The sequence below is a fragment of the Salinimonas iocasae genome (assembly GCF_006228385.1).
Taxonomy (GTDB): domain Bacteria; phylum Pseudomonadota; class Gammaproteobacteria; order Enterobacterales; family Alteromonadaceae; genus Alteromonas; species Alteromonas iocasae.
The window spans coordinates 1,380,001-1,399,511 of sequence record NZ_CP039852.1; the positions used below are offsets into that span (position 1 = coordinate 1,380,001).

General features: G+C 46.2%; 12 protein-coding genes, 2 tRNA genes, 3 rRNA genes and 1 pseudogene (1 of these 18 running past the window's edge). 17 read left to right on the top strand and 1 reads right to left on the bottom strand.

What is annotated here, in order from left to right:
* From FBQ74_RS06020 to rrf, 5 genes are all read left to right on the top strand, one after another.
* A 16S ribosomal RNA gene (locus tag FBQ74_RS06020) occupies window positions 1-205 on the top strand (it extends 1,327 nt beyond the left edge of the window).
* A gap of 78 nt (window positions 206-283) precedes the next feature.
* A tRNA-Ala gene (locus FBQ74_RS06025) sits at window positions 284-359 on the top strand.
* Window positions 360-523: 164 nt separating this feature from the next.
* Window positions 524-600: transfer RNA gene (locus FBQ74_RS06030), tRNA-Ile, on the top strand.
* A 461-nt stretch (window positions 601-1,061) separates the two neighbouring features.
* A 23S ribosomal RNA gene (locus tag FBQ74_RS06035) occupies window positions 1,062-3,940 on the top strand.
* Window positions 3,941-4,077: 137 nt separating this feature from the next.
* A 5S ribosomal RNA gene (gene rrf, locus FBQ74_RS06040) occupies window positions 4,078-4,193 on the top strand.
* The 16S, 23S and 5S rRNA genes sit together here with 2 tRNA genes alongside, the layout of an rRNA operon.
* A gap of 146 nt (window positions 4,194-4,339) precedes the next feature.
* Here the strand turns inward: rrf and FBQ74_RS18925 are convergent.
* Complete coding sequence (locus FBQ74_RS18925; RefSeq protein ID WP_168190615.1) at window positions 4,340-4,477, bottom strand: hypothetical protein; 138 nt, start codon at window positions 4,475-4,477, stop codon at window positions 4,340-4,342.
* A 783-nt stretch (window positions 4,478-5,260) separates the two neighbouring features.
* Here FBQ74_RS18925 and FBQ74_RS06045 point away from each other — a divergent pair.
* The 12 genes and pseudogenes from FBQ74_RS06045 to adk all read left to right on the top strand — a co-directional run bounded on the left by FBQ74_RS06045 (window position 5,261) and on the right by adk (window position 19,455).
* Window positions 5,261-6,422: pseudogene (locus FBQ74_RS06045) on the top strand (IS3 family transposase).
* 235 nt (window positions 6,423-6,657) lie between these two features.
* Window positions 6,658-6,780 (top strand): hypothetical protein, encoded by a 123-nt coding sequence (locus FBQ74_RS19225; protein WP_263406973.1) that lies wholly within the window; start codon window positions 6,658-6,660, stop codon window positions 6,778-6,780.
* Between the two features lie 23 nt (window positions 6,781-6,803).
* Window positions 6,804-7,331, top strand: a complete 528-nt coding sequence (gene apt / locus FBQ74_RS06050; protein ID WP_139755822.1) for an adenine phosphoribosyltransferase — start codon at window positions 6,804-6,806, stop codon at window positions 7,329-7,331.
* A gap of 26 nt (window positions 7,332-7,357) precedes the next feature.
* Window positions 7,358-9,724 carry a DNA polymerase III subunit gamma/tau gene (gene dnaX / locus FBQ74_RS06055; protein ID WP_139755823.1) on the top strand — a complete coding sequence of 789 codons (2,367 nt, stop codon included), beginning with the start codon at window positions 7,358-7,360 and terminating at the stop codon, window positions 9,722-9,724.
* 29 nt (window positions 9,725-9,753) lie between these two features.
* Complete coding sequence (locus tag FBQ74_RS06060) at window positions 9,754-10,080, top strand: YbaB/EbfC family nucleoid-associated protein (RefSeq protein WP_139755824.1); 327 nt, start codon at window positions 9,754-9,756, stop codon at window positions 10,078-10,080.
* 884 nt (window positions 10,081-10,964) lie between these two features.
* Window positions 10,965-11,954: a sulfotransferase gene (locus FBQ74_RS06065; protein WP_139755825.1), complete on the top strand. Its 990-nt coding sequence runs from the start codon at window positions 10,965-10,967 to the stop codon at window positions 11,952-11,954.
* Window positions 11,947-12,891: a glycosyltransferase family 2 protein gene (locus FBQ74_RS06070; protein WP_139755826.1), complete on the top strand. Its 945-nt coding sequence runs from the start codon at window positions 11,947-11,949 to the stop codon at window positions 12,889-12,891. The genes FBQ74_RS06065 and FBQ74_RS06070 overlap by 8 nt, the downstream gene beginning before the upstream one ends.
* 216 nt (window positions 12,892-13,107) lie before the next feature.
* Window positions 13,108-14,295 (top strand): TolB-like translocation protein, encoded by a 1,188-nt coding sequence (locus FBQ74_RS06075; RefSeq protein WP_139755827.1) that lies wholly within the window; start codon window positions 13,108-13,110, stop codon window positions 14,293-14,295.
* Between the two features lie 370 nt (window positions 14,296-14,665).
* Window positions 14,666-15,400: a sulfotransferase family 2 domain-containing protein gene (locus tag FBQ74_RS06080; RefSeq protein WP_139755828.1), complete on the top strand. Its 735-nt coding sequence runs from the start codon at window positions 14,666-14,668 to the stop codon at window positions 15,398-15,400.
* Window positions 15,401-15,954: 554 nt separating this feature from the next.
* Window positions 15,955-16,554, top strand: coding sequence for a recombination mediator RecR (gene recR / locus FBQ74_RS06085; protein ID WP_139755829.1), 600 nt, complete (start codon window positions 15,955-15,957; stop codon window positions 16,552-16,554).
* 106 nt (window positions 16,555-16,660) lie between these two features.
* A complete protein-coding gene (gene htpG / locus FBQ74_RS06090) occupies window positions 16,661-18,583 on the top strand; it encodes a molecular chaperone HtpG (protein WP_139755830.1) in 1,923 nt (640 codons plus the stop codon).
* Window positions 18,584-18,810: 227 nt separating this feature from the next.
* Window positions 18,811-19,455 (top strand): adenylate kinase, encoded by a 645-nt coding sequence (adk, locus tag FBQ74_RS06095; protein ID WP_139755831.1) that lies wholly within the window; start codon window positions 18,811-18,813, stop codon window positions 19,453-19,455.
* The last annotated feature ends 56 nt before the right edge of the window (window positions 19,456-19,511 follow it).

The window sequence follows — 19,511 nt, forward strand, 5'->3', positions numbered from 1 at the left end:
GGAATCGCTAGTAATCGCAGGTCAGAATACTGCGGTGAATACGTTCCCGGGCCTTGTACACACCGCCCGTCACACCATGGGAGTGGGATGCAAAAGAAGTGGTTAGCCTAACTTTTAGAGGGCGATCACCACTTTGTGTTTCATGACTGGGGTGAAGTCGTAACAAGGTAACCGTAGGGGAACCTGCGGTTGGATCACCTCCTTACCGATAACGTCGTTGACGCTCTTAGCGTAGTGTTCACACAGATAGTCTTGTTATATAAAGAAGAACGACCGTTTTTATGGGGCTATAGCTCAGCTGGGAGAGCGCCTGATTTGCATTCAGGAGGTCAGCAGTTCGATCCTGCTTAGCTCCACCACTTTGCTTCACGGCCGGCGCGAATTAATCATCAGGATTAATTGCGATGAGTGTTGTTTTAAGCAAGCCGGATGAGAAGTGCGGGAAGGAGCATACATCAAGTATGTGACTGACCAAGTGACGAACCCGAGGCGCAGCATAAAGCAACAGGCAGAAGCAAGTAATAGGCTTGTAGCTCAGCTGGTTAGAGCGCACCCCTGATAAGGGTGAGGTCGGCAGTTCAAGTCTGCCCAAGCCTACCATTTCTTCCCTGCTTTTCGTTATCGAATTGCTCATGTGCGACTTGCACACTACGCAATCCGATGCCTCAATCAGGAAAGAAATTGACTGAATAAACCGGTCAGTACGGATTCAAATCCTAATGAATATTTACTCATTTGAGTAAGCATTGATTAGGGTTTTTTTACCCTGACAAGGGGATGAATTTACTTTTAAGGGTAATGTTTGTCCTCCTTGCGCAAAATATGAAAATCTATTTTGCACCCTTGTTCTTTAACAATTTGGAAAGCTGATATTAGTAATCAATCAAAATTGAGTAACTGAGAATATCGAAAGGTGTTCTCTCAAAGCTACTCTACTTGACTTGAATTGCTTGTTATCAATTAAGTTTGATGACAAGGCAAATCACGATTAGCTTGTCATAATACAGCAGGTGTTGATTCACCGGCCAAAGCAGAAGTCAAAAGGCTGTTTTGGGTTGTATGGTTAAGTGACAAAGCGTATACGGTGGATGCCTTGGCAGTTAGAGGCGATGAAGGACGTGTAAGTCTGCGAAAAGCTGTGGTGAGCTGACAAAACGCATTTGAGCCACAGATGTCCGAATGGGGAAACCCACCTGTTTACAGGTATCGTTGCATGAATACATAGTGTAACGAGGCAAACGAGGGGAACTGAAACATCTAAGTACCCTTAGGAAAAGAAATCAACCGAGATTCCCTTAGTAGCGGCGAGCGAACGGGGAGCAGCCCTTAAGCATTGAATGAGTTAGTGGAAGCCTCTGGGAAGTGGCGCGATACCGGGTGACAGCCCCGTACACGACGGCAAAATCAATGTGAAATCGAGTAGGTCGGGACACGTGTTATCTTGACTGAAAATGGGGGGACCATCCTCCAAGGCTAAATACTCCTAACTGACCGATAGTGAACCAGTACCGTGAGGGAAAGGCGAAAAGAACCCCTGTGAGGGGAGTGAAATAGAACCTGAAACCGTATACGTACAAGCAGTGGGAGCACCTTCGTGGTGTGACTGCGTACCTTTTGTATAATGGGTCAGCGACTTATATTTGGTAGCAAGGTTAAGCGTATAGCGGAGCCGTAGCGAAAGCGAGTGTTAACTGCGCGTTTAGTTGCCAGGTATAGACCCGAAACCCGGTGATCTAGCCATGGGCAGGTTGAAGGTTGAGTAACATCAACTGGAGGACCGAACTCACTGACGTTGAAAAGTCAGGAGATGACTTGTGGCTGGGGGTGAAAGGCCAATCAAACCGGGAGATAGCTGGTTCTCCCCGAAATCTATTTAGGTAGAGCCTCGGACGAATTCCATTGGGGGTAGAGCACTGTTAAGGCTAGGGGGTCATCCCGACTTACCAACCCTTTGCAAACTCCGAATACCATTGAGAACTATCCGGGAGACACACGGCGGGTGCTAACGTCCGTCGTGGAGAGGGAAACAACCCAGACCGCCAGCTAAGGTCCCCAAATATTGCTAAGTGGGAAACGATGTGGGAAGGCACAGACAGCTAGGAGGTTGGCTTAGAAGCAGCCATCCTTTAAAGAAAGCGTAATAGCTCACTAGTCGAGTCGGCCTGCGCGGAAGATGTAACGGGGCTAAGCAATATACCGAAGCTGCGGCAATGCGATTTATCGTATTGGGTAGGGGAGCGTTGTGTAAGTGGATGAAGGTGAACTGTAAGGTTTGCTGGACATATCACAAGTGCGAATGCTGACATGAGTAACGATAATGGGGGTGAAAAACCCCCACGCCGGAAGACCAAGGTTTCCTGTCCCATGCTAATCAGGGCAGGGTAAGTCGGCCCCTAAGGCGAGGCAGAAATGCGTAGTCGATGGGAAACGGGTTAATATTCCCGTACTTGTATAATCAGTGATGGAGGGACGGAGAAGGCTAAGCAAGCATGGCGTTGGTTGTCCATGTGAAAGTGCGTAGGCTGAAAACTTAGGTAAATCCGGGTTTTCAAGGCCGAGACACGAGACGAGCTCCCAAGGGAGTGAAGTTGTTGATGCCCTGCTTCCAGGAAAAGCTTCTAAACGTATGATTATGTGAACCGTACCCCAAACCGACACAGGTGGTCAGGTAGAGAATACTAAGGCGCTTGAGAGAACTCGGGTGAAGGAACTCGGCAAAATAGTACCGTAACTTCGGGAGAAGGTACGCCACCGGCGGTGAACGCTTTACGCGGTAAGCTGTTGGTGGTCGCAGTGACCAGGTGGCTGGGACTGTTTATTAAAAACACAGCACTCTGCAAACTCGTAAGAGGACGTATAGGGTGTGACACCTGCCCGGTGCCGGAAGGTTAATTGATGGGATTAGCGTAAGCGAAGTTCTTGATCGAAGCCCCGGTAAACGGCGGCCGTAACTATAACGGTCCTAAGGTAGCGAAATTCCTTGTCGGGTAAGTTCCGACCTGCACGAATGGTGTAACCATGGCCACGCTGTCTCCACCCGAGACTCAGTGAAATTGAAATCGCAGTGAAGATGCTGTGTACCCGCACCTAGACGGAAAGACCCCGTGAACCTTTACTACAGCTTGGCACTGAACATTGAACCTACTTGTGTAGGATAGGTGGGAGGCTTTGAAATGCAGACGCCAGTTTGCATGGAGCCGTCCTTGAAATACCACCCTGGTATGTTTGATGTTCTAACTTAGACCCCTTATCGGGGTCAAGGACAGTGTCTGGTGGGTAGTTTGACTGGGGCGGTCTCCTCCCAAATAGTAACGGAGGAGCACGAAGGTTAGCTAATCACGGTCGGACATCGTGAGGTTAGTGCAATGGCATAAGCTAGCTTAACTGCGAGACAGACACGTCGAGCAGGTACGAAAGTAGGTCATAGTGATCCGGTGGTTCTGTATGGAAGGGCCATCGCTCAACGGATAAAAGGTACTCCGGGGATAACAGGCTGATACCGCCCAAGAGTTCATATCGACGGCGGTGTTTGGCACCTCGATGTCGGCTCATCACATCCTGGGGCTGAAGTCGGTCCCAAGGGTATGGCTGTTCGCCATTTAAAGTGGTACGCGAGCTGGGTTTAGAACGTCGTGAGACAGTTCGGTCCCTATCTGGTGTGGGCGTTGGATGATTGATGGGAGCTGCTCCTAGTACGAGAGGACCGGAGTGGACGAACCGCTGGTGTTCGGGTTGTGATGCCAATCGCATTGCCCGGTAGCTATGTTCGGAACGGATAACCGCTGAAAGCATCTAAGCGGGAAGCCGGCCCAGAGATGAGTCATCCCTGAACTTTAAGTTCTGGAAGGGTTGTTTAAGACTAAGACGTTGATAGGCAGGGTGTGGAAGCGTTGTAAGGCGTTAAGCTAACCTGTACTAATTGCCCGAGAGGCTTAACCATACAACCCAAAGCGGCAAAGTCTGCATGGGTTGTAGACAAGCTAAGTAAAGTAAGAGTAGTTAAGTTACTCAATAGATTGAATATCAGACTTTCCCGAATTGTTACGTTATCGACGATGTCGGTAACACCGTTTTATGTCTGGCGGCCATAGCGACGTGGCACCACCTGATCCCATTCCGAACTCAGAAGTGAAACACGTTAGCGGCGATGGTAGTGTGGGGTTTCCCCATGTGAGAGTAGCACACCGCCAGACTCCTATTCTACGAAGAAGCCCACTCAGTCGAGTGGGCTTTTTTCGTTTCTGGGAGTGCAAAAATAAATGGATAACTGAAATTCTCGGATAGCCCTTTCCCTCAGAAAGCACTGGCGTGCTACTCCCTCTTAGCGAAACCTAACCCATCATGCACATTTAACCGACTGGCTCTGCATAGGCACAGGCGTATCAACCCGTCCATGGTGCATCGTCCAGCTCGGCATCCATGCCTCGCGCTCTTCACTCTCGGCGTGCCACTGGCACCCCTCGTTCGCTACACTCACCGTTCATCGCCCCCATGTGAGAGTTGTACATCCGCCATGTCTCGCTGTGAAGCAGTCCTATTCTACGAAGAAGCCCACTCAATCGAGTGGGCTTTTTTCGTTTGAGCGTAATAAATTTCAGGCGCATTCACACAGACAATTCAAACCCATCTGACGTCGAGTCAATGCATTCGAACACATCCATGTGGCGTAGTGCCAGGGCGTACGTCCTGTACGCCCGTTCGTTCCTTTTGTGGTGACATTAAGTCACCACAAATTTGCTTCACAAACCGGAGTCCCACCCATCTCCCTGGTGCATTGTCCAGTCGCGCCATCCCTGGCGCGCAGCAACCTTAGCCCAGTGTGGGCCCAGCCCCATGTGAGCTAGCATATCCGCCATGTCTCGCTGTGAAGCAGTCCTATTCTACGAAAAAAGCCCACTCAGTCGAGTGGGCTTTTTTCGTTTCTGGATGTCTAAAAAGCCAATGGATAATTGAAGTTAGCGAGTGGCTTATTTCTCAGATAGGTCAGGCGTGCTGCAGCCGCACAACTAAAGCAAAACAGCGCCTAGCTGTAACCAATATTGTTGGTTAAATGATGTTTCTTCATCTATAGTAACCAGGTCTTACGTGCCGAACCGTTCACCTATTAACGTTGTATAACGTCATCGTTTTGTTGTGTGTTATGGCCGACGAGTTTGCGTAACAATCGAATATTGCTCTTTGCCTCCTTTCATTTGTAGTGGCAGACTAAACCCGAACACCGTTTTAAGTGATAGCATTACACTTAATAACGAGGTGTTCAATGAGAAGACAAAGACGGTCATTCAGTCCGGAATTTAAACATGATGCAGCCAGTCTGGTGCTCGATCAGGGATATAGCGTGGTCGAAGCCGGACGTGCAGTAGACGTTCACGAAAATACTCTGCGCAAATGGGTTCAGCAGCTTGAGTCTGAACGCGGCGGTAGCACACCGAAGTCCAAAGCGCTGTCGCAAAGCAGCAGCGTATTCAGGAGCTGGAAGCTCGCGTGAATCGCTTGGAAAGAGAAAAGACCATTCTAAAAAAGGCTACCGCACTCTTAATGTCCGACGACCTGAAGTCCACGCGCTGATAGACCGGTTGAGAGTGCATGAATCAACAGAATTGGTCTGTTCAGCTTTAGGTGTTGGTGTCAGTAGTTTTTATGAACGACGAAAGCGACACCGGCTGATTGGTGCTAAACGGCGTATTCTGCGCGCCAGAGTGAAGCGTCTGTTCGATAAGAGTCGTCAGTCTGCTGGCACACGAACGCTTGTTGATATGCTTCGCGATGAAGGCATCATCATGGGCCGATTCAAAGTAGGTCGGCTGATGAAAGAACAAGGGCTGATGAGCAAGCAGCCGGGTAAGCACGCCTATAAAACCGTACAGGTTGAGCGGCCAGATATCCCTAATTTACTGGACAGGCAGTTCAGTGTGGAGCAGCCCAACCAGGCTTGGTGCGGCGATATTACCTTCATCTGGACAGGTTCAGCATGGTATTACGCAGCCGTCGTGATTGACCTGCACACCCGCAGAGTTATCGGCTGGAGTATATCACACCGACCGGACGCGGAGCTTGCCGCAAGAGCTTTAGATATGGCTTACGAGCTGAGGGGTAAGCCAACAGGCGTGATGTTCCACAGCGATCAGGGCTCTCAGTACGGCGCTCGTAAATTCAGACAAAGGCTGTGGCGTTACAAGATGAGCCAGAGCATGAGTCGCCGGGGGAACTGCTGGGACAATAGCCCAATGGAACGCGTGTTCAGAAGTCTGAAATCCGAATGGATGCCATCAACCGGCTACCGTTCGCCTAATGAAGCAAAACGAGATGTGGGATATTACCTGATGAATTATTACAACTGGGAAAGACCGCATCAATTTAACGATGGGCTACCACCGGCAAAAGCGGAAGAATTAGCTAAAAAGGTGTCCGGGTTTTATTGACCACTACAAGTCATTGAGCTATGAAATTTTATTGAAGACTCTGTGTTGCCTACTATGCTCATAGTTTCGTTATACTTTCGGTTGCCGTATACCTGAATAAAAATTGAAGCGCGGGCGTAAGTTGGTTATTCAAAACCCAAACAGCACTGACAAGAACAGAAAGGCTGTCAATTTTGGACATATTCGATTACCATTTATCCCCATTTTTTGTGAACAAAAATGTGAGGTATTCCACATGTCTGATGATAAAAACTTCAAAGAGCCCTATAGTGGTTGGTGGTTCCTTGCTTCTGTTGCTGTTCTGATTGCCATTTCTTGCATGCACATCATTACCGGTTGGTTCACTTTTTGGTTTTAACCAGCACATTATAAGGCGTTACTGTGACTGCTGAGTACATTAAATCAGTTGTAAAATCTGTGCCTGATTACCCTAAAGCAGGCATCATTTTTAGAGATGTAACCAGTGTCTTAGAAGACCACAAGGCATTCAGTGCCTGTATTGCGTTACTCCTGGAAAAATATAAAGATGTAAAATTCGACAAGGTCGCTGGGACCGAAGCGCGTGGCTTTTTATTCGGCGCGCCCCTTGCGATAGAGATGGGTGTGGGATTTGTCCCTGTACGAAAGCCCAATAAATTACCTCGTGAGGTTGTCAGCGAAAGTTATGAACTAGAATACGGCACTGATACTCTTGAGATTCATAAAGATGCTATAGCGCCAGGCGACAATGTCCTGCTTATTGATGACCTACTGGCGACCGGTGGCACTATTGCCGCATCTGCGGCGCTTATACGTCGGTTAGGTGGGCACGTAGATCATGCTGGTTTTGTTATTGGCTTGCCGGAACTTGGCGGTGATAAAAAACTGTCCGATCTCGATATCCAAACTTATTCAATCTGTGAATATTAATTAGTAATACGGAGACTTTTTAGCAAATGAGCTATCAGGTTCTAGCCCGAAAGTGGCGTCCCGGCCGTTTCTCAGAACTGGTGGGTCAGGAGCATGTAGTCAGTGCCATTGCGAATGCGCTGGATAATGATCGTCTCCATCATGCTTATTTATTTACAGGAACCCGGGGAGTAGGCAAAACGACTATTGCCCGGATCTTTTCAAAAAGTCTTAATTGTGAAAAGGGGATGGGATCTGATCCCTGCGGTGAATGTGATACCTGCCAGGAAATAGAGCAGGGGCGCTATGTCGATTTACTTGAAATTGACGCGGCTTCACGCACCAAAGTGGAAGATACCCGGGAACTACTGGACAATGTTCAGTACAAGCCTACTCGTGGTAAATTCAAAGTCTATCTAATCGATGAAGTTCACATGTTATCTAAGCATAGCTTCAACGCATTACTTAAGACATTGGAAGAACCCCCTCCTCATGTAAAGTTTCTGCTGGCCACAACCGATCCGCAAAAATTACCGGTAACGATATTGTCCCGGTGCCTGCAATTTAATCTTAAAGCGCTTTCTAGAGAGCAGATCAGCCAACAACTGACCTATGTTCTTGAACAGGAATCGGTACCGTTTGAAGCACCAGCACTCGCGTTGCTGGCAAGAGCGGCCCATGGGAGTATGCGCGACGCATTAAGCTTGACCGACCAAGCTATTGCACAAGGTGATAATCAGGTGGTTGCGGCTATTGTTACCGATATGCTCGGCCTGATGGACAAGCATCAGGTGTTAAAGTTATTGCATCAGGTAATTAAGAAATCGCCGCGCGATGTTTTGCAAATTGTCGAGGATATGTCTCAGCAGTCTCCTGATTACAGTCAACTACTTGCTGAGCTGAGCAGTTTATTGCATCAGATAGCGCTGACACAGTGGGTGCCTGATGCCTGCAAGCTTGAAACTACGTCGGCTAAAGCAATATATCAGCTATCCAAACAGATTAGTGCTGAGCAGGTTCAACTCTTCTACCAGATAGCGCTGGAGGGCAGAAAAGATCTTCCTCATGCAGTTGATGGTAAAAGCGCAGTGGAAATGACTTTGCTTCGTATGATGTCATTTGCTCCTGCGCCAGCGGTGGAGAATCCTGAAGATCTAATTGCTTCTGCCCCCGCCAGTGATACTGTGCAACCACACTCACCCGGGCAACCTGATGAGCAACTACCCACATCCTCGGAACATGTAAGTAGTGATGACAATAATGCTGAATTCCGGGACGCACACACAGAAGACTATAAAAGAAAAGATGGTGACTCCCAGCAACAGAATCAGGAACAGAGTGTTTCTTCAACGAGCGATATCTCACCGCCAGTAGATAGTGAATTCGACGCTGGCCTTGTGCAGCAAATGAATGACATCGAAATGCAGGCACAAGAATACCGGTCAGATCATGTTCCATTTGAACAGGAGACCGTATCGCAGAATGCCCCTACCCAGAGGCCAGTCGGGGAGGAGGATGTTCCTGAAGACAATAGTGCAGAGGTGTCTTCATCAGAAGGTCTCAGCGCTACGCAGGAAATGCTTGCCTTACGCCAACGACTAAAGCGACAGCGCGAGGAGGACGCTGCTCAGACAAAAAAGCCTGAGCCAGCACAACCATTCGTGCCACCCCGGCGTGAAACGCAAATCGATCCTGAAGAGGAGATATCTAAAAGCTCAACTGGTGTTGATGAAGCAGCATCAGACTTTTCTTCGACAGAGAACCTACCGGCTTCAAACACAACGCATGATGCCAATAGCGAGCTTCAGCCTCCATGGGATATAGATGCCACTTATCCTCAAACATCGCCTGATAGTGAGCCTGTCAGTAGTGATAGCGAAGCAGTTGGATGTAGTCAGGCATCGCCTGAGCGAACTGAGCAAAATGAAACGTCAACTGCCAGCGAAGTAGATAGTGTATCGCCTGACAACGTTGAGGTTTCTGACAAAAGCGCATCGATTCAGCCTTACCTGAATGACAATACCAAGCTTATAGATGCAAATCAGATTGATAACTGGAGCCATCTGATTTCCCGCATGAACGTAGCAGGATTGGTAAAGCAAATTGTTTTACATTCTTCCTATGATAAAAAAGATAGCACTATTACGCTTGAATTAGATGGTAGTCAGGCGCATCTATTAAACGATAACGCAATAGAACAGGTAAAGCAGGCTTTGGGGACCGCCCTGAATGAACCAATACAATTAGAAATTCGTGTTGGAGAGCCTGCACAGACGCCTTTTTCTTTGCAGCAACAGATTAACGCGATGCGTCAACAATATGCGCATCAAGTGGTTGGCAGCGACAGGTTATTTACTTCACTGACTGATGCATTTAATGCAAGTGTAAAAGGTGACACAGTCAAAGCTCGCTAAGTATAAATTTTACGATAAAGGTGAATCACATGTTTAAAGGTGGAATGGGAAATATCATGAAGCAGGCGCAGGAAATGCAGGAGCGCATGCAAAAGATGCAGGAAGAACTGGCTGAGGTTGAAGTTACCGGCCAGGCCGGTGCAGGTATGGTAAAAGTGACCATGACTTGTAACCATAATGTTCGCCGCGTGGAAGTTGACGATTCATTGATGGACGATGATAAAGAGATGTTGGAAGATCTGACTGCGGCAGCATTTAACGATGCAGTACGACGGGTTCAGGAAACCAGCAAAGAGAAAATGGGTGATGTGACTGGCGGCATGCCATTACCTCCCGGCTTCAAAATGCCGTTTTAATTCCCGAATCACACTTTGCTGATCCTCTCAGAATTACTTTCTGGGAGAACTGATTTGCTTGTATAGGTTTTTTTAAGCTCTGGTATTACCGGAGCTTTTTTATTAGTCATATTCAATTTATGTGATTCTGCTGATTTGAGTAGTATGAGTCGTCGCTATCGATATAGCGAAATTTCTCAGAGTATTTTCATTGTCTTATTTAAAACGGGTAATGGCCTGATACCTCAGCGTTTAATAATTTCGAAGTTTCATACTCTTCAAAGACCGGTGTAACTCCCTTCGTCTGTCCACACATGTTACCTATACCATCAGCGCTTTTCACACACATTATCAAGAATTGATCCACTGCATAGTAATTCCTTTACTGTTACATGTATTCCAGGTTATTTGCCTTTATTCTTACTATTACAAAATAGTCAGTGAGAATTTAAAGCCCCAATCAATTTTATACTGAACATATTTTTAGGCTTGTTTGAATACTGGAAACTAGGTATCGTGAAAGCAATGGCTATATCCTTTTGCGAGCGTTTTTTTGCTTCGATTAGGTTTAAAAAACAGTGCGTTGAATGCTTTCTGGGCAGTGAAAGGTAGTGGGACAAAACAATGCTTATCGTCGCGCGCCGGTTTACTATTCTTTACGATTATAAAACGTTCGCTAGGATAAAATTGCATAAGATTGCGAAATGTACGGAACCTGTAGTGCAAGTGTTAAAGGGGCTTTAGGCCATTAGATGATAAAGCTACAGGTAAGCTAGATAAAGCTCACATACACAAGGACTAATAAGGGTATTAAGTGCGCTCAGACAGTATATACATAAGAGCACAACGAAGTAGCTTAGCTTATAGGCCAATAAACACACCATCAAATAAAAAGACACCGACTTATGAGTCAGCTTAAGAATTTGCGCACAACCCATAGTGTGCCATTGTTCGATAACGATAAATCCAGAAAGCACGTCAGTATTCCTATATGGAAACTCACAATTAAGGGAAAGTTCAAGGCGCTGCAGAGGCGAGAGGCGTTTAGTAGTGTAGATAAGTTCGTACAGTTTTTAAGTTTCCCCCGATCCGGACACTCTCTGATTGGCTCGTTGCTCGATGCGCATCCTAATGCCGTGATCTCTCATGAATTAGATGCCATGGGATTGGTGCACAAAGGTGTATCTATAAAATCTATTTACGGACTCATTGAGGATAATTCCAATACATTTACGAAACATGGGCGCTTCTGGAATGGTTTTTCGTATGAAGTCAAAGGTCAGCCCCACGGTCAACCTGATAATTTGACAGTTATTGGAGATAAGAAAGGTGACTGGGCAGTTCGCTGGTTTGAAAAAGACGCGCAGTTGATTACAAAGTTAAGAAATTCAACAGATGACAAAATTCGCTGGATTTTGGTGACGCGAAACCCCTTAGATAATATAGCTACTTTATCTCTTCGAAAAAACAGAACGTATGATGAAGTGCGTATTCAAAACAAGTCAGGGGATAGCTTTGCTGCCGAATTAAAGAGCAGACAAGACTCAGGAGCTATTGCTGCTGCTGCTCGAGATGACATGATTGCTGACTATCGCCTTTTGTGTAATACCATTTCAAACATGCAGCGTGAACTGGCTGAAGAGGAAGTTTTGCACGTCATCTATGAAGACTTTTGTGGCGATCCAGCTAAAGGACTGAGAGATATCTGTAATTTTCTTGGCCTGGAACCATCTTCTGATTACCTGCAAAACTGTTCGAAAAAAATAACACCCAGCTTGCACAAAAGTCGGCAGCGGGTTACGTGGTCCCATGAACAGGTGAATGAAGTAAAAAGCATCGCCCAATCCCATAATTTTCTGAACTGCTACCTGGACGATATAATAATAAATGACTGAAATTAGACTGATAACTTGTGTAGGCGTAGAGCACGATTTAGCGCTTTTGCCTCACTTTCTGGCATATTACAAAGATCAGGGAGTTCCTGCTAACAACATGCACGTTGTGCTTCAGGCGCCTGAGGATAACTCTCCTGAAATGGATGAGGCTGTAAAACTGCTCGATGAGTATAACATCAGGCCTCATGAGAAGTGGATTGCACCTTATACAAGCAAATCCATGTGGGAAAAAAGAAGAGAAACCCAACGAGCTGTTGCAAGTGCTGATGACTGGATTATCAGTGCAGACGTAGATGAATTTCACGAGTTTCCGGTTGGACTGAAAGCGTTTTTAGATTATTGCGATCAGAAAAATGCGCGCTGCGTACAGGGCGTTTTTATTGACCGTCTTGCTCCGGAAGGAAAGCTAACATCCGTAAACGATAAAAGCGCTATCTGGGACCAGTTCCCTATAGAGGCTGATGTAATGTGCACAATCCGGCAGCATGAAGACGGTAACTGGGCTGCTGGTACTGTCAATGTGATGGCATTAAAGGGTGATGTGCTACCTTCTTTAGGTGGTCACAGCGCGCTGGCTGGAGAGGCGCCCACCAATTATCTTTTTGGCAGACACCTTGGGAAATTGCCTGGCATTGGAAAGCCTGATGTTCGCTTTGCGGTACCGTTGCGCGTACATCATTTTAAATGGACAGACCGACTTGCTAACAGTCTGAAAAAAAGATTGTCTACGCCCGGTGTGAGTGAAAGAGGAAAAATGTACGGCGAGGCGCTATTGAGCCATATCGATGAACAGGGAAAAATCCAGTTGGATAAAATGCCAATAAGAAAACCTGGCGTCATTGACCGTCTACCATGGAAACATCAACTCCGGATATTTGCACTTCGGGTGCTTTCCATCCGAATCTCAAACAAATTGAGACGAGTCGTAAGTAAATAATCGGTTCTGGATTGAGCCCAGACTTATGAGTACGGTATCTGGCAATAATCAGCCGGCAAGTAAGGTGGTACAACCCAGCAAAAGAAGTTCGACACACAACTTCAGGCAATGGGTGAAAGGATTGCGCTAGTCGCTTCCCGTTCGAACATACACACCGGTAAAAGAACGTACTGATTATCGAACAACAAATAAAGCGCCAAGCAAATAGGCAAGATAATGATGGATAACAAAGACAACAAGTGGGAAATAATAAAGCTAACAGAGGGTAGCGAGTCGGGTGATTACCACTCTCACGCATATTACGATATTCCGGTGTTTGATTCGCAAAGCAGGTTGCTTGCCGGACACCGCGTATCTTTCAAAGAAAGAAGCCCCAAGCCTTCGGACAAAATTGATATTGGGTATATCGATTTACAGGGAGATAGATCCTGGAAAAAGGTAGGGGAAAGCACTGCCTGGAGCTGGCAGCAAGGTGCTATGAGCCAATGGTTGCCTCAAACTAAAACGTTGATATGGAACGACCGCCAGGACAACCGCTTTGTGTCGAGACACTACTGTGCAGAATCTGGTGAGACGAAAACGTTTCCGCACCCGGTATACGCTGTTGCACCAGATGGTAAGTTTTTTCTTTCTTTAAATATGGCGAGACTGAACTACGTCAGGCCTGGATATGGTTATGCTGGCGGCGCAGGCCATTTGATGGACTCTTTGAAGCCCAAAGAAGATGGGGTCTGGAAAATTGATGCAGAAACAGGCGAGCAAAAGTTGCTTTTATCTTTACATGATGCAGCTAAATTTCTTTTATCTCGTCTACCTGCTCGGCTGCGAATTAGCAACATAATAAGGCGCTATGTTTTCTGGTTTAATCACGTAAAGATGAGTCCGGATGGAAAACGTTTCACTGTGAAACTACGATTCCGGGCGCGGGATCTGTCCCGAAGTTGGAATGACTCAATGGGATGTAGCTTGACATGCGGTACAGACGGTCAGGACTTGCGTTTATTAGAGCATGCTACCTCACATGTCATCTGGCTTGACAATAAGCGTTTGTATTTTTGGAGACGAGACGCCGTGTATCTTTATGAAGATGCCCCGGGGGGTGGCAAAAAGCTCAATAAAATTGCGCCGGACCTGATTAATCATAATGTGCACATGCGCCATTTCCCGGATAACCCTGAGCATTTCATTTTTGACACGCCGTACAGGGAAACGATAGACCTGTTTACCTATGATGCTGCAGATGCTGAGCAAACGAAAATTGCTACGTTTCATAATCATAATCCAAAACATGGCGAATACCGATGCGATTTACACCCATGCCCCAGCCCCGATGGGAAATATATCGTTGTCACCTCTATGGATGATGGCGGGCGGCAAATATACTTACTTAAGAAGCGCGCTTAATAGCATCTTATAAACCCCAATTCGCCTTGTCGGCTATGTGTAACAAACATATCATTTACTTTGTTACGCCTTGTCGGCAGCGGGCTTGAATGGCTTAACCGTCTGGCTCAAAGATTTCCAAGTTAGTTTGATTGCCGTTTGCTGGTCATTACTATTCTGACTATTAGCGTATGGAAACGGGTTACTGCTTCTTGCCATAAATGGGAAGTATGAAGTTAGTGAAAGTACTCATAGGCGCATCATCGCGGGTTATGGATTTTCTAAAGCAGAATATGGTGTAAATAATACGCCCTGCGGATTGCTGAAAAAGCGCGAGAAGGGTGTATCAGCCTTGTCATATCTCTTTTCTCATGTCATAGGTATTTAGCGTATGAAGCATATATTCAAAAGTGTAGTTGCGAAGGTATTCAACAGGAAAACGCGAGATAACAAAATAAAAGACGACGAGAATCAACTTGTTTTTATTCATATCGGAAAATGTGGGGGCTCGTCATTATGGGACGCGATAAACAATAGTTCGCTGGTTCGTAAACAATTTACCCGCTTGCATAAAGTTCACATGGGCAAGCCTCCGATTCTCGAAAAGTCGAAATATCTGATAGTGATCAGAAATCCCATTAGTCGTACTGTTTCTGCATTCAACTGGCGTTATAAGTTAGTTGTCGAAGACGAAGTACAACGTCACCGGTTTGAAGGTGAATGGGAAATACTGAGTAAATACAAAACGCTGAACACAATGGCTGAAGCGTTATATAAAAACAATGAATTAAATGAGAAGGTGGCAAGGGAGTTTCAATCTATACATCACCTTAAAGAGAACATTGGATTTTACCTGCAAGATCTGCTGGAACACCTTACCCCAGAACAGTTGTTTGGCGTTCTGTCGACAGAGACCCTTAGCGAGGATGTGAGGCATCAGCTGGGGGTAACAAGCCTGAAGCGAACTTACGAAAATGGCAAATATGTTAATAATGATAAGAAGTATTTATCGGAATTGGCGTATGAAAATTTGCGGAAATATTTGCTAACAGACTATCAGTGTCTGGAAAAGCTTATTGGTCTTAAATCATTGACAGTGTGTGATAAAAAGCGTCTGCTACAGTGACAATAGCGTTATCCCAGGCCGTTTACCTGCTCGCTCATAATTGATGTAAACCTTAAAGTACTAAGACTACTTCCTCTACAGAATTAGTGGTTTAAATAATGCGTTAATAAATTTTTACTGCAGTAAGCAGCCCTCTGTTCATCCTCAGGACCTTTTATCTCTATTTTCTAATGCACTGGTAATAATTCACATTCTTCCCACGTTACAGGCGCAAAACTATCTGCCCCGAGTGATAGTCAAAACGTGGAGTGAGTCTATGTGATACACAGACTTTTATAAAATGATACAGATATTCTGATGATTTTTTGGAAAAGACGCGAGGCGTGGAGGTTTGCAGGCAAACTATGTAAAATACGGTTCGCTGTTGTACAGGCAACATGTCGTCACGCACTTTTACCGGTAAGTGCGAAGTGATGAAAATGTCAGCAAACATTGTAAAAGGTAACACTCACTCATGAAACAGGGCATCCCAGGGCAAGAGACGGTCATTCAACCTTCGTTTGCTTTTTTCAACAAAGAAGCTCAGCAAGCTTCCGGCATGCGTAGTTACAATCATGAAATATAGCCCGCTTTTAAGCGAACTAATTTCTGCGCTGACCTGTCTGCCAGGTGTCGGCAATAAGAGTGCGCAGCGCATGGCATTTAGTTTGTTAGAACGTAACCGGGATGGCGCATTAAAGTTAAGTGCAGTGCTCCATAACGCTATGGAGCATATCCGCCATTGTGAGCGATGCAGAACATTCACCGAAGAGCCGGTGTGCGAAATATGTCGCCATCCTCAGCGGAATGAAAGCGGGTTGTTGTGCATTGTTGAAAGTCCTCAGGACGTTCTGGCTATTGAGCAAACTTCCTCTTATCAGGGCATGTACTTTGTCCTGATGGGGCATCTTTCCCCCATTGACGGCGTGGGGCCTGCTGATATTGGACTAGATGAGCTTGAAGCGCGGCTGAAAAAAGAGCCTGTTGAAGAGGTCATTCTTGCCACCAACCCGACGGTTGAAGGCGAAGCCACTGCACACTATATCAGTCAGTTGTGTGACTCGATGAACATCTCTGCTACCCGTATTGCTCACGGCGTGCCTGTAGGCGGCGAGCTGGAATATATCGATGGGAATACACTAACTCACGCATTTTCAGGGCGACGTAAGCTTTAATCTGTCGTCCGACCGATTTTTTTGCAATTCAACGCTTGAATTTCTGCTCACCAGTCCTTACCTCCCTGTTTGAATATCGTTGTACTTAACTAGGAGAGTCTGGTTTATGGCTGAAGCAGCCCAACAAGAAACACATGGTTTTCAGACGGAAGTAAAACAGCTTCTCAGTCTGATGATCCACTCTTTGTATTCAAACAAAGAAATCTTCCTTCGTGAACTGGTATCAAACGCAGCCGATGCTGCGGACAAGTTACGCTTCCGTGCTCTGGAAAATGACAGCTTGTACGAAGATGACGGCGACCTGCGCGTACGAATCAGCGTAGACAAAGAGGCCGGAACGGTTACCGTTTCTGACAACGGTATCGGTATGAACAGAGATGAAGTTATTTCAAACCTTGGCACCATTGCAAAGTCCGGAACAAAAGACTTCTTTAGCAAGCTTTCAGGTGATTCAGCGAAAGATTCACAGCTGATTGGTCAGTTTGGAGTTGGCTTTTACTCTGCATTTATCGTTGCTGATAAAGTTATTGTTCGAACTCGCGCAGCGGGTGCACCCACTGATGAAGCGGTAGAGTGGATCTCCGACGGCGAGGGCGAGTTTACTATCACCTCGATCAATAAGCCTTCACGTGGTACCGAGATTGTGCTGCATCTGCGTGAAGATGAGAAAGAGTTCGCAGATGATTGGCGTCTGCGCTCTATTGTGAACAAATACTCTGATCACATCAGCATTCCAGTAGAAATGTACAAAGAGGAAGTGCCAGAGCGCGATGGTCCGGATGGCGAAAAAATTCCTGCTGAACCGGCTCACTGGGAAGCGGTGAATAAGGCGACTGCGCTGTGGACGCGTGAAAAGTCAGAAATTTCTGATGAAGAATATAAAGAATTCTATAAGCATATCTCTCACGATTTCGCTGATCCTCTGAGCTGGGCGCACAATAAAGTTGAAGGCAAAACGGAATACACCAGTTTGCTTTATATCCCCAGTAAAGCGCCGTTTGATATGTGGAACCGCGACCAGAGCCATGGCCTGAAACTGTATGTACAGCGTGTGTTCATTATGGACGATGCTGAGCAGTTTATGCCAACTTACCTGCGCTTCGTCAAAGGCCTGGTTGATTCAAATGACCTGCCATTGAACGTCTCTCGTGAAATTTTGCAGGATAACAAAATCACTCAGGCGCTTCGTCAGGGCTGTACTAAGCGAGTGCTTGGCATGCTTGAAAAAATGGCGAAGAACGATGCTGAAAAGTATCAATCTTTCTGGAATGAGTTTGGCAACGTGCTTAAAGAAGGACCTGCTGAAGATTTCTCTAACAAAGAGAAAATTGCTGGTTTACTTCGCTTCACGTCGACCCACAGTGAAACAGATGCTCAGACGGTGTCTCTTGCAGACTATATCAGCCGGATGAAGGAAGGGCAGGACAAGATTTACTATGTCACCGCCGATAGTTATCAGGCTGCGAAGAATAGTCCTCACCTTGAAATTTTCCGCAAGAAGGGAATTGAAGTACTTCTGATGGGTGAGCGTATTGATGAATGGTTGATGTCTCATCTGACCGAGTTCGATGAGAAGTCATTCCAGTCAATTGCGAAAAGCGATTTGGATCTTGGTGACATGGACGACGAGGAAACCAAGAAAGCCAAGGAAGATGCCGAAAAAGAAATTGAAGGCGTACTTGAGCGTGTAAAAACGGCGCTAGGTGATAAAGTTGAGGACGTTAAGTTCACACATCGTCTGACCGACTCCCCAGCAGTTATTGTTGCTGATGAAAACGGTATGACTACGCAGATGATGAAACTGATGCAGGCAGCTGGTCAGCCAGTGCCTGATGTAAAATATCATTTTGAGCTGAATCCTGAACATAGCCTGGTAAAAATGCTGGCTGACATGCAGGATGAGTCATTGTTTGCTCAGTGGTCCCATGTGCTGTTTGACCAGGCTGCGTTATCGGAGCAGGGAAGTTTGAAAGATCCTTCCAGCTTTGTACGCAACCTCAACGAACTGTTAATGAAAATGGCGAAATAAATCCATAAACTGGCAAAAAGCGGGCTTTAAGGCCCGCTTTTTTTTTAAGCGTTCAAAAAACAATATTTACAGCATCCTACATTTTGTTAATTATTCGTGACAGTACACGGCGAAAATGTCTTCGATTTTAGTCGTAGTGCCCGATTTAAAAGCGCTGAAGGGCTTGTCTTGCCTGTGTCGAGTGTGTAAAGTGCCGAAAGTTTAAATTAAAAGCGGAGAACGCGAAAATGCGAATCATTCTTCTAGGCGCACCGGGTGCCGGTAAGGGAACTCAAGCCCAGTTTCTGATGGGTAAATATGGCATACCGCAGATTTCAACCGGCGATATGCTGCGTTCTGCTATCAAGGAAGGATCTGATCTGGGAATGGCCGCAAAGCGTGTCATGGATGAAGGTAAGCTGGTTTCTGATGATATTATCATCGGGCTGGTTAAAGAGCGTATAGCAAAAGACGATTGCAAAGACGGTTTTCTGCTTGATGGTTTCCCTCGCACAATCCCTCAGGCGGATGCTATGAAAGATGCCGATATCAAAATCGATCATGTGATCGAATTTGATGTGCCTGATGATGTGATTGTCGAACGCATGGGCGGGCGTCGTGTTCACCCTGCATCTGGCCGGGTTTATCATGTAGTGTATAATCCTCCTAAAAATGAAGGCCGTGATGATCAGACTGATGAAGAGCTGATTATCCGTGATGACGATAAAGAAGAAACGGTTCGTCATCGTTTGGGTGTGTACCATGAGCAGACCAAGCCTCTGGTTGGCTACTATGCGGCAGAAGCTGAAGCCGGTAATTGCGAGTACCACAAAATTGACGGGACCCAGCCCGTGGGTGATGTCAGCGAGCAGCTAAATAAACTACTCGACTAATCCAGAATCAATGAAAAGGCCGCTTAGCGGCCTTTTTAGTTATATAATACATAAAA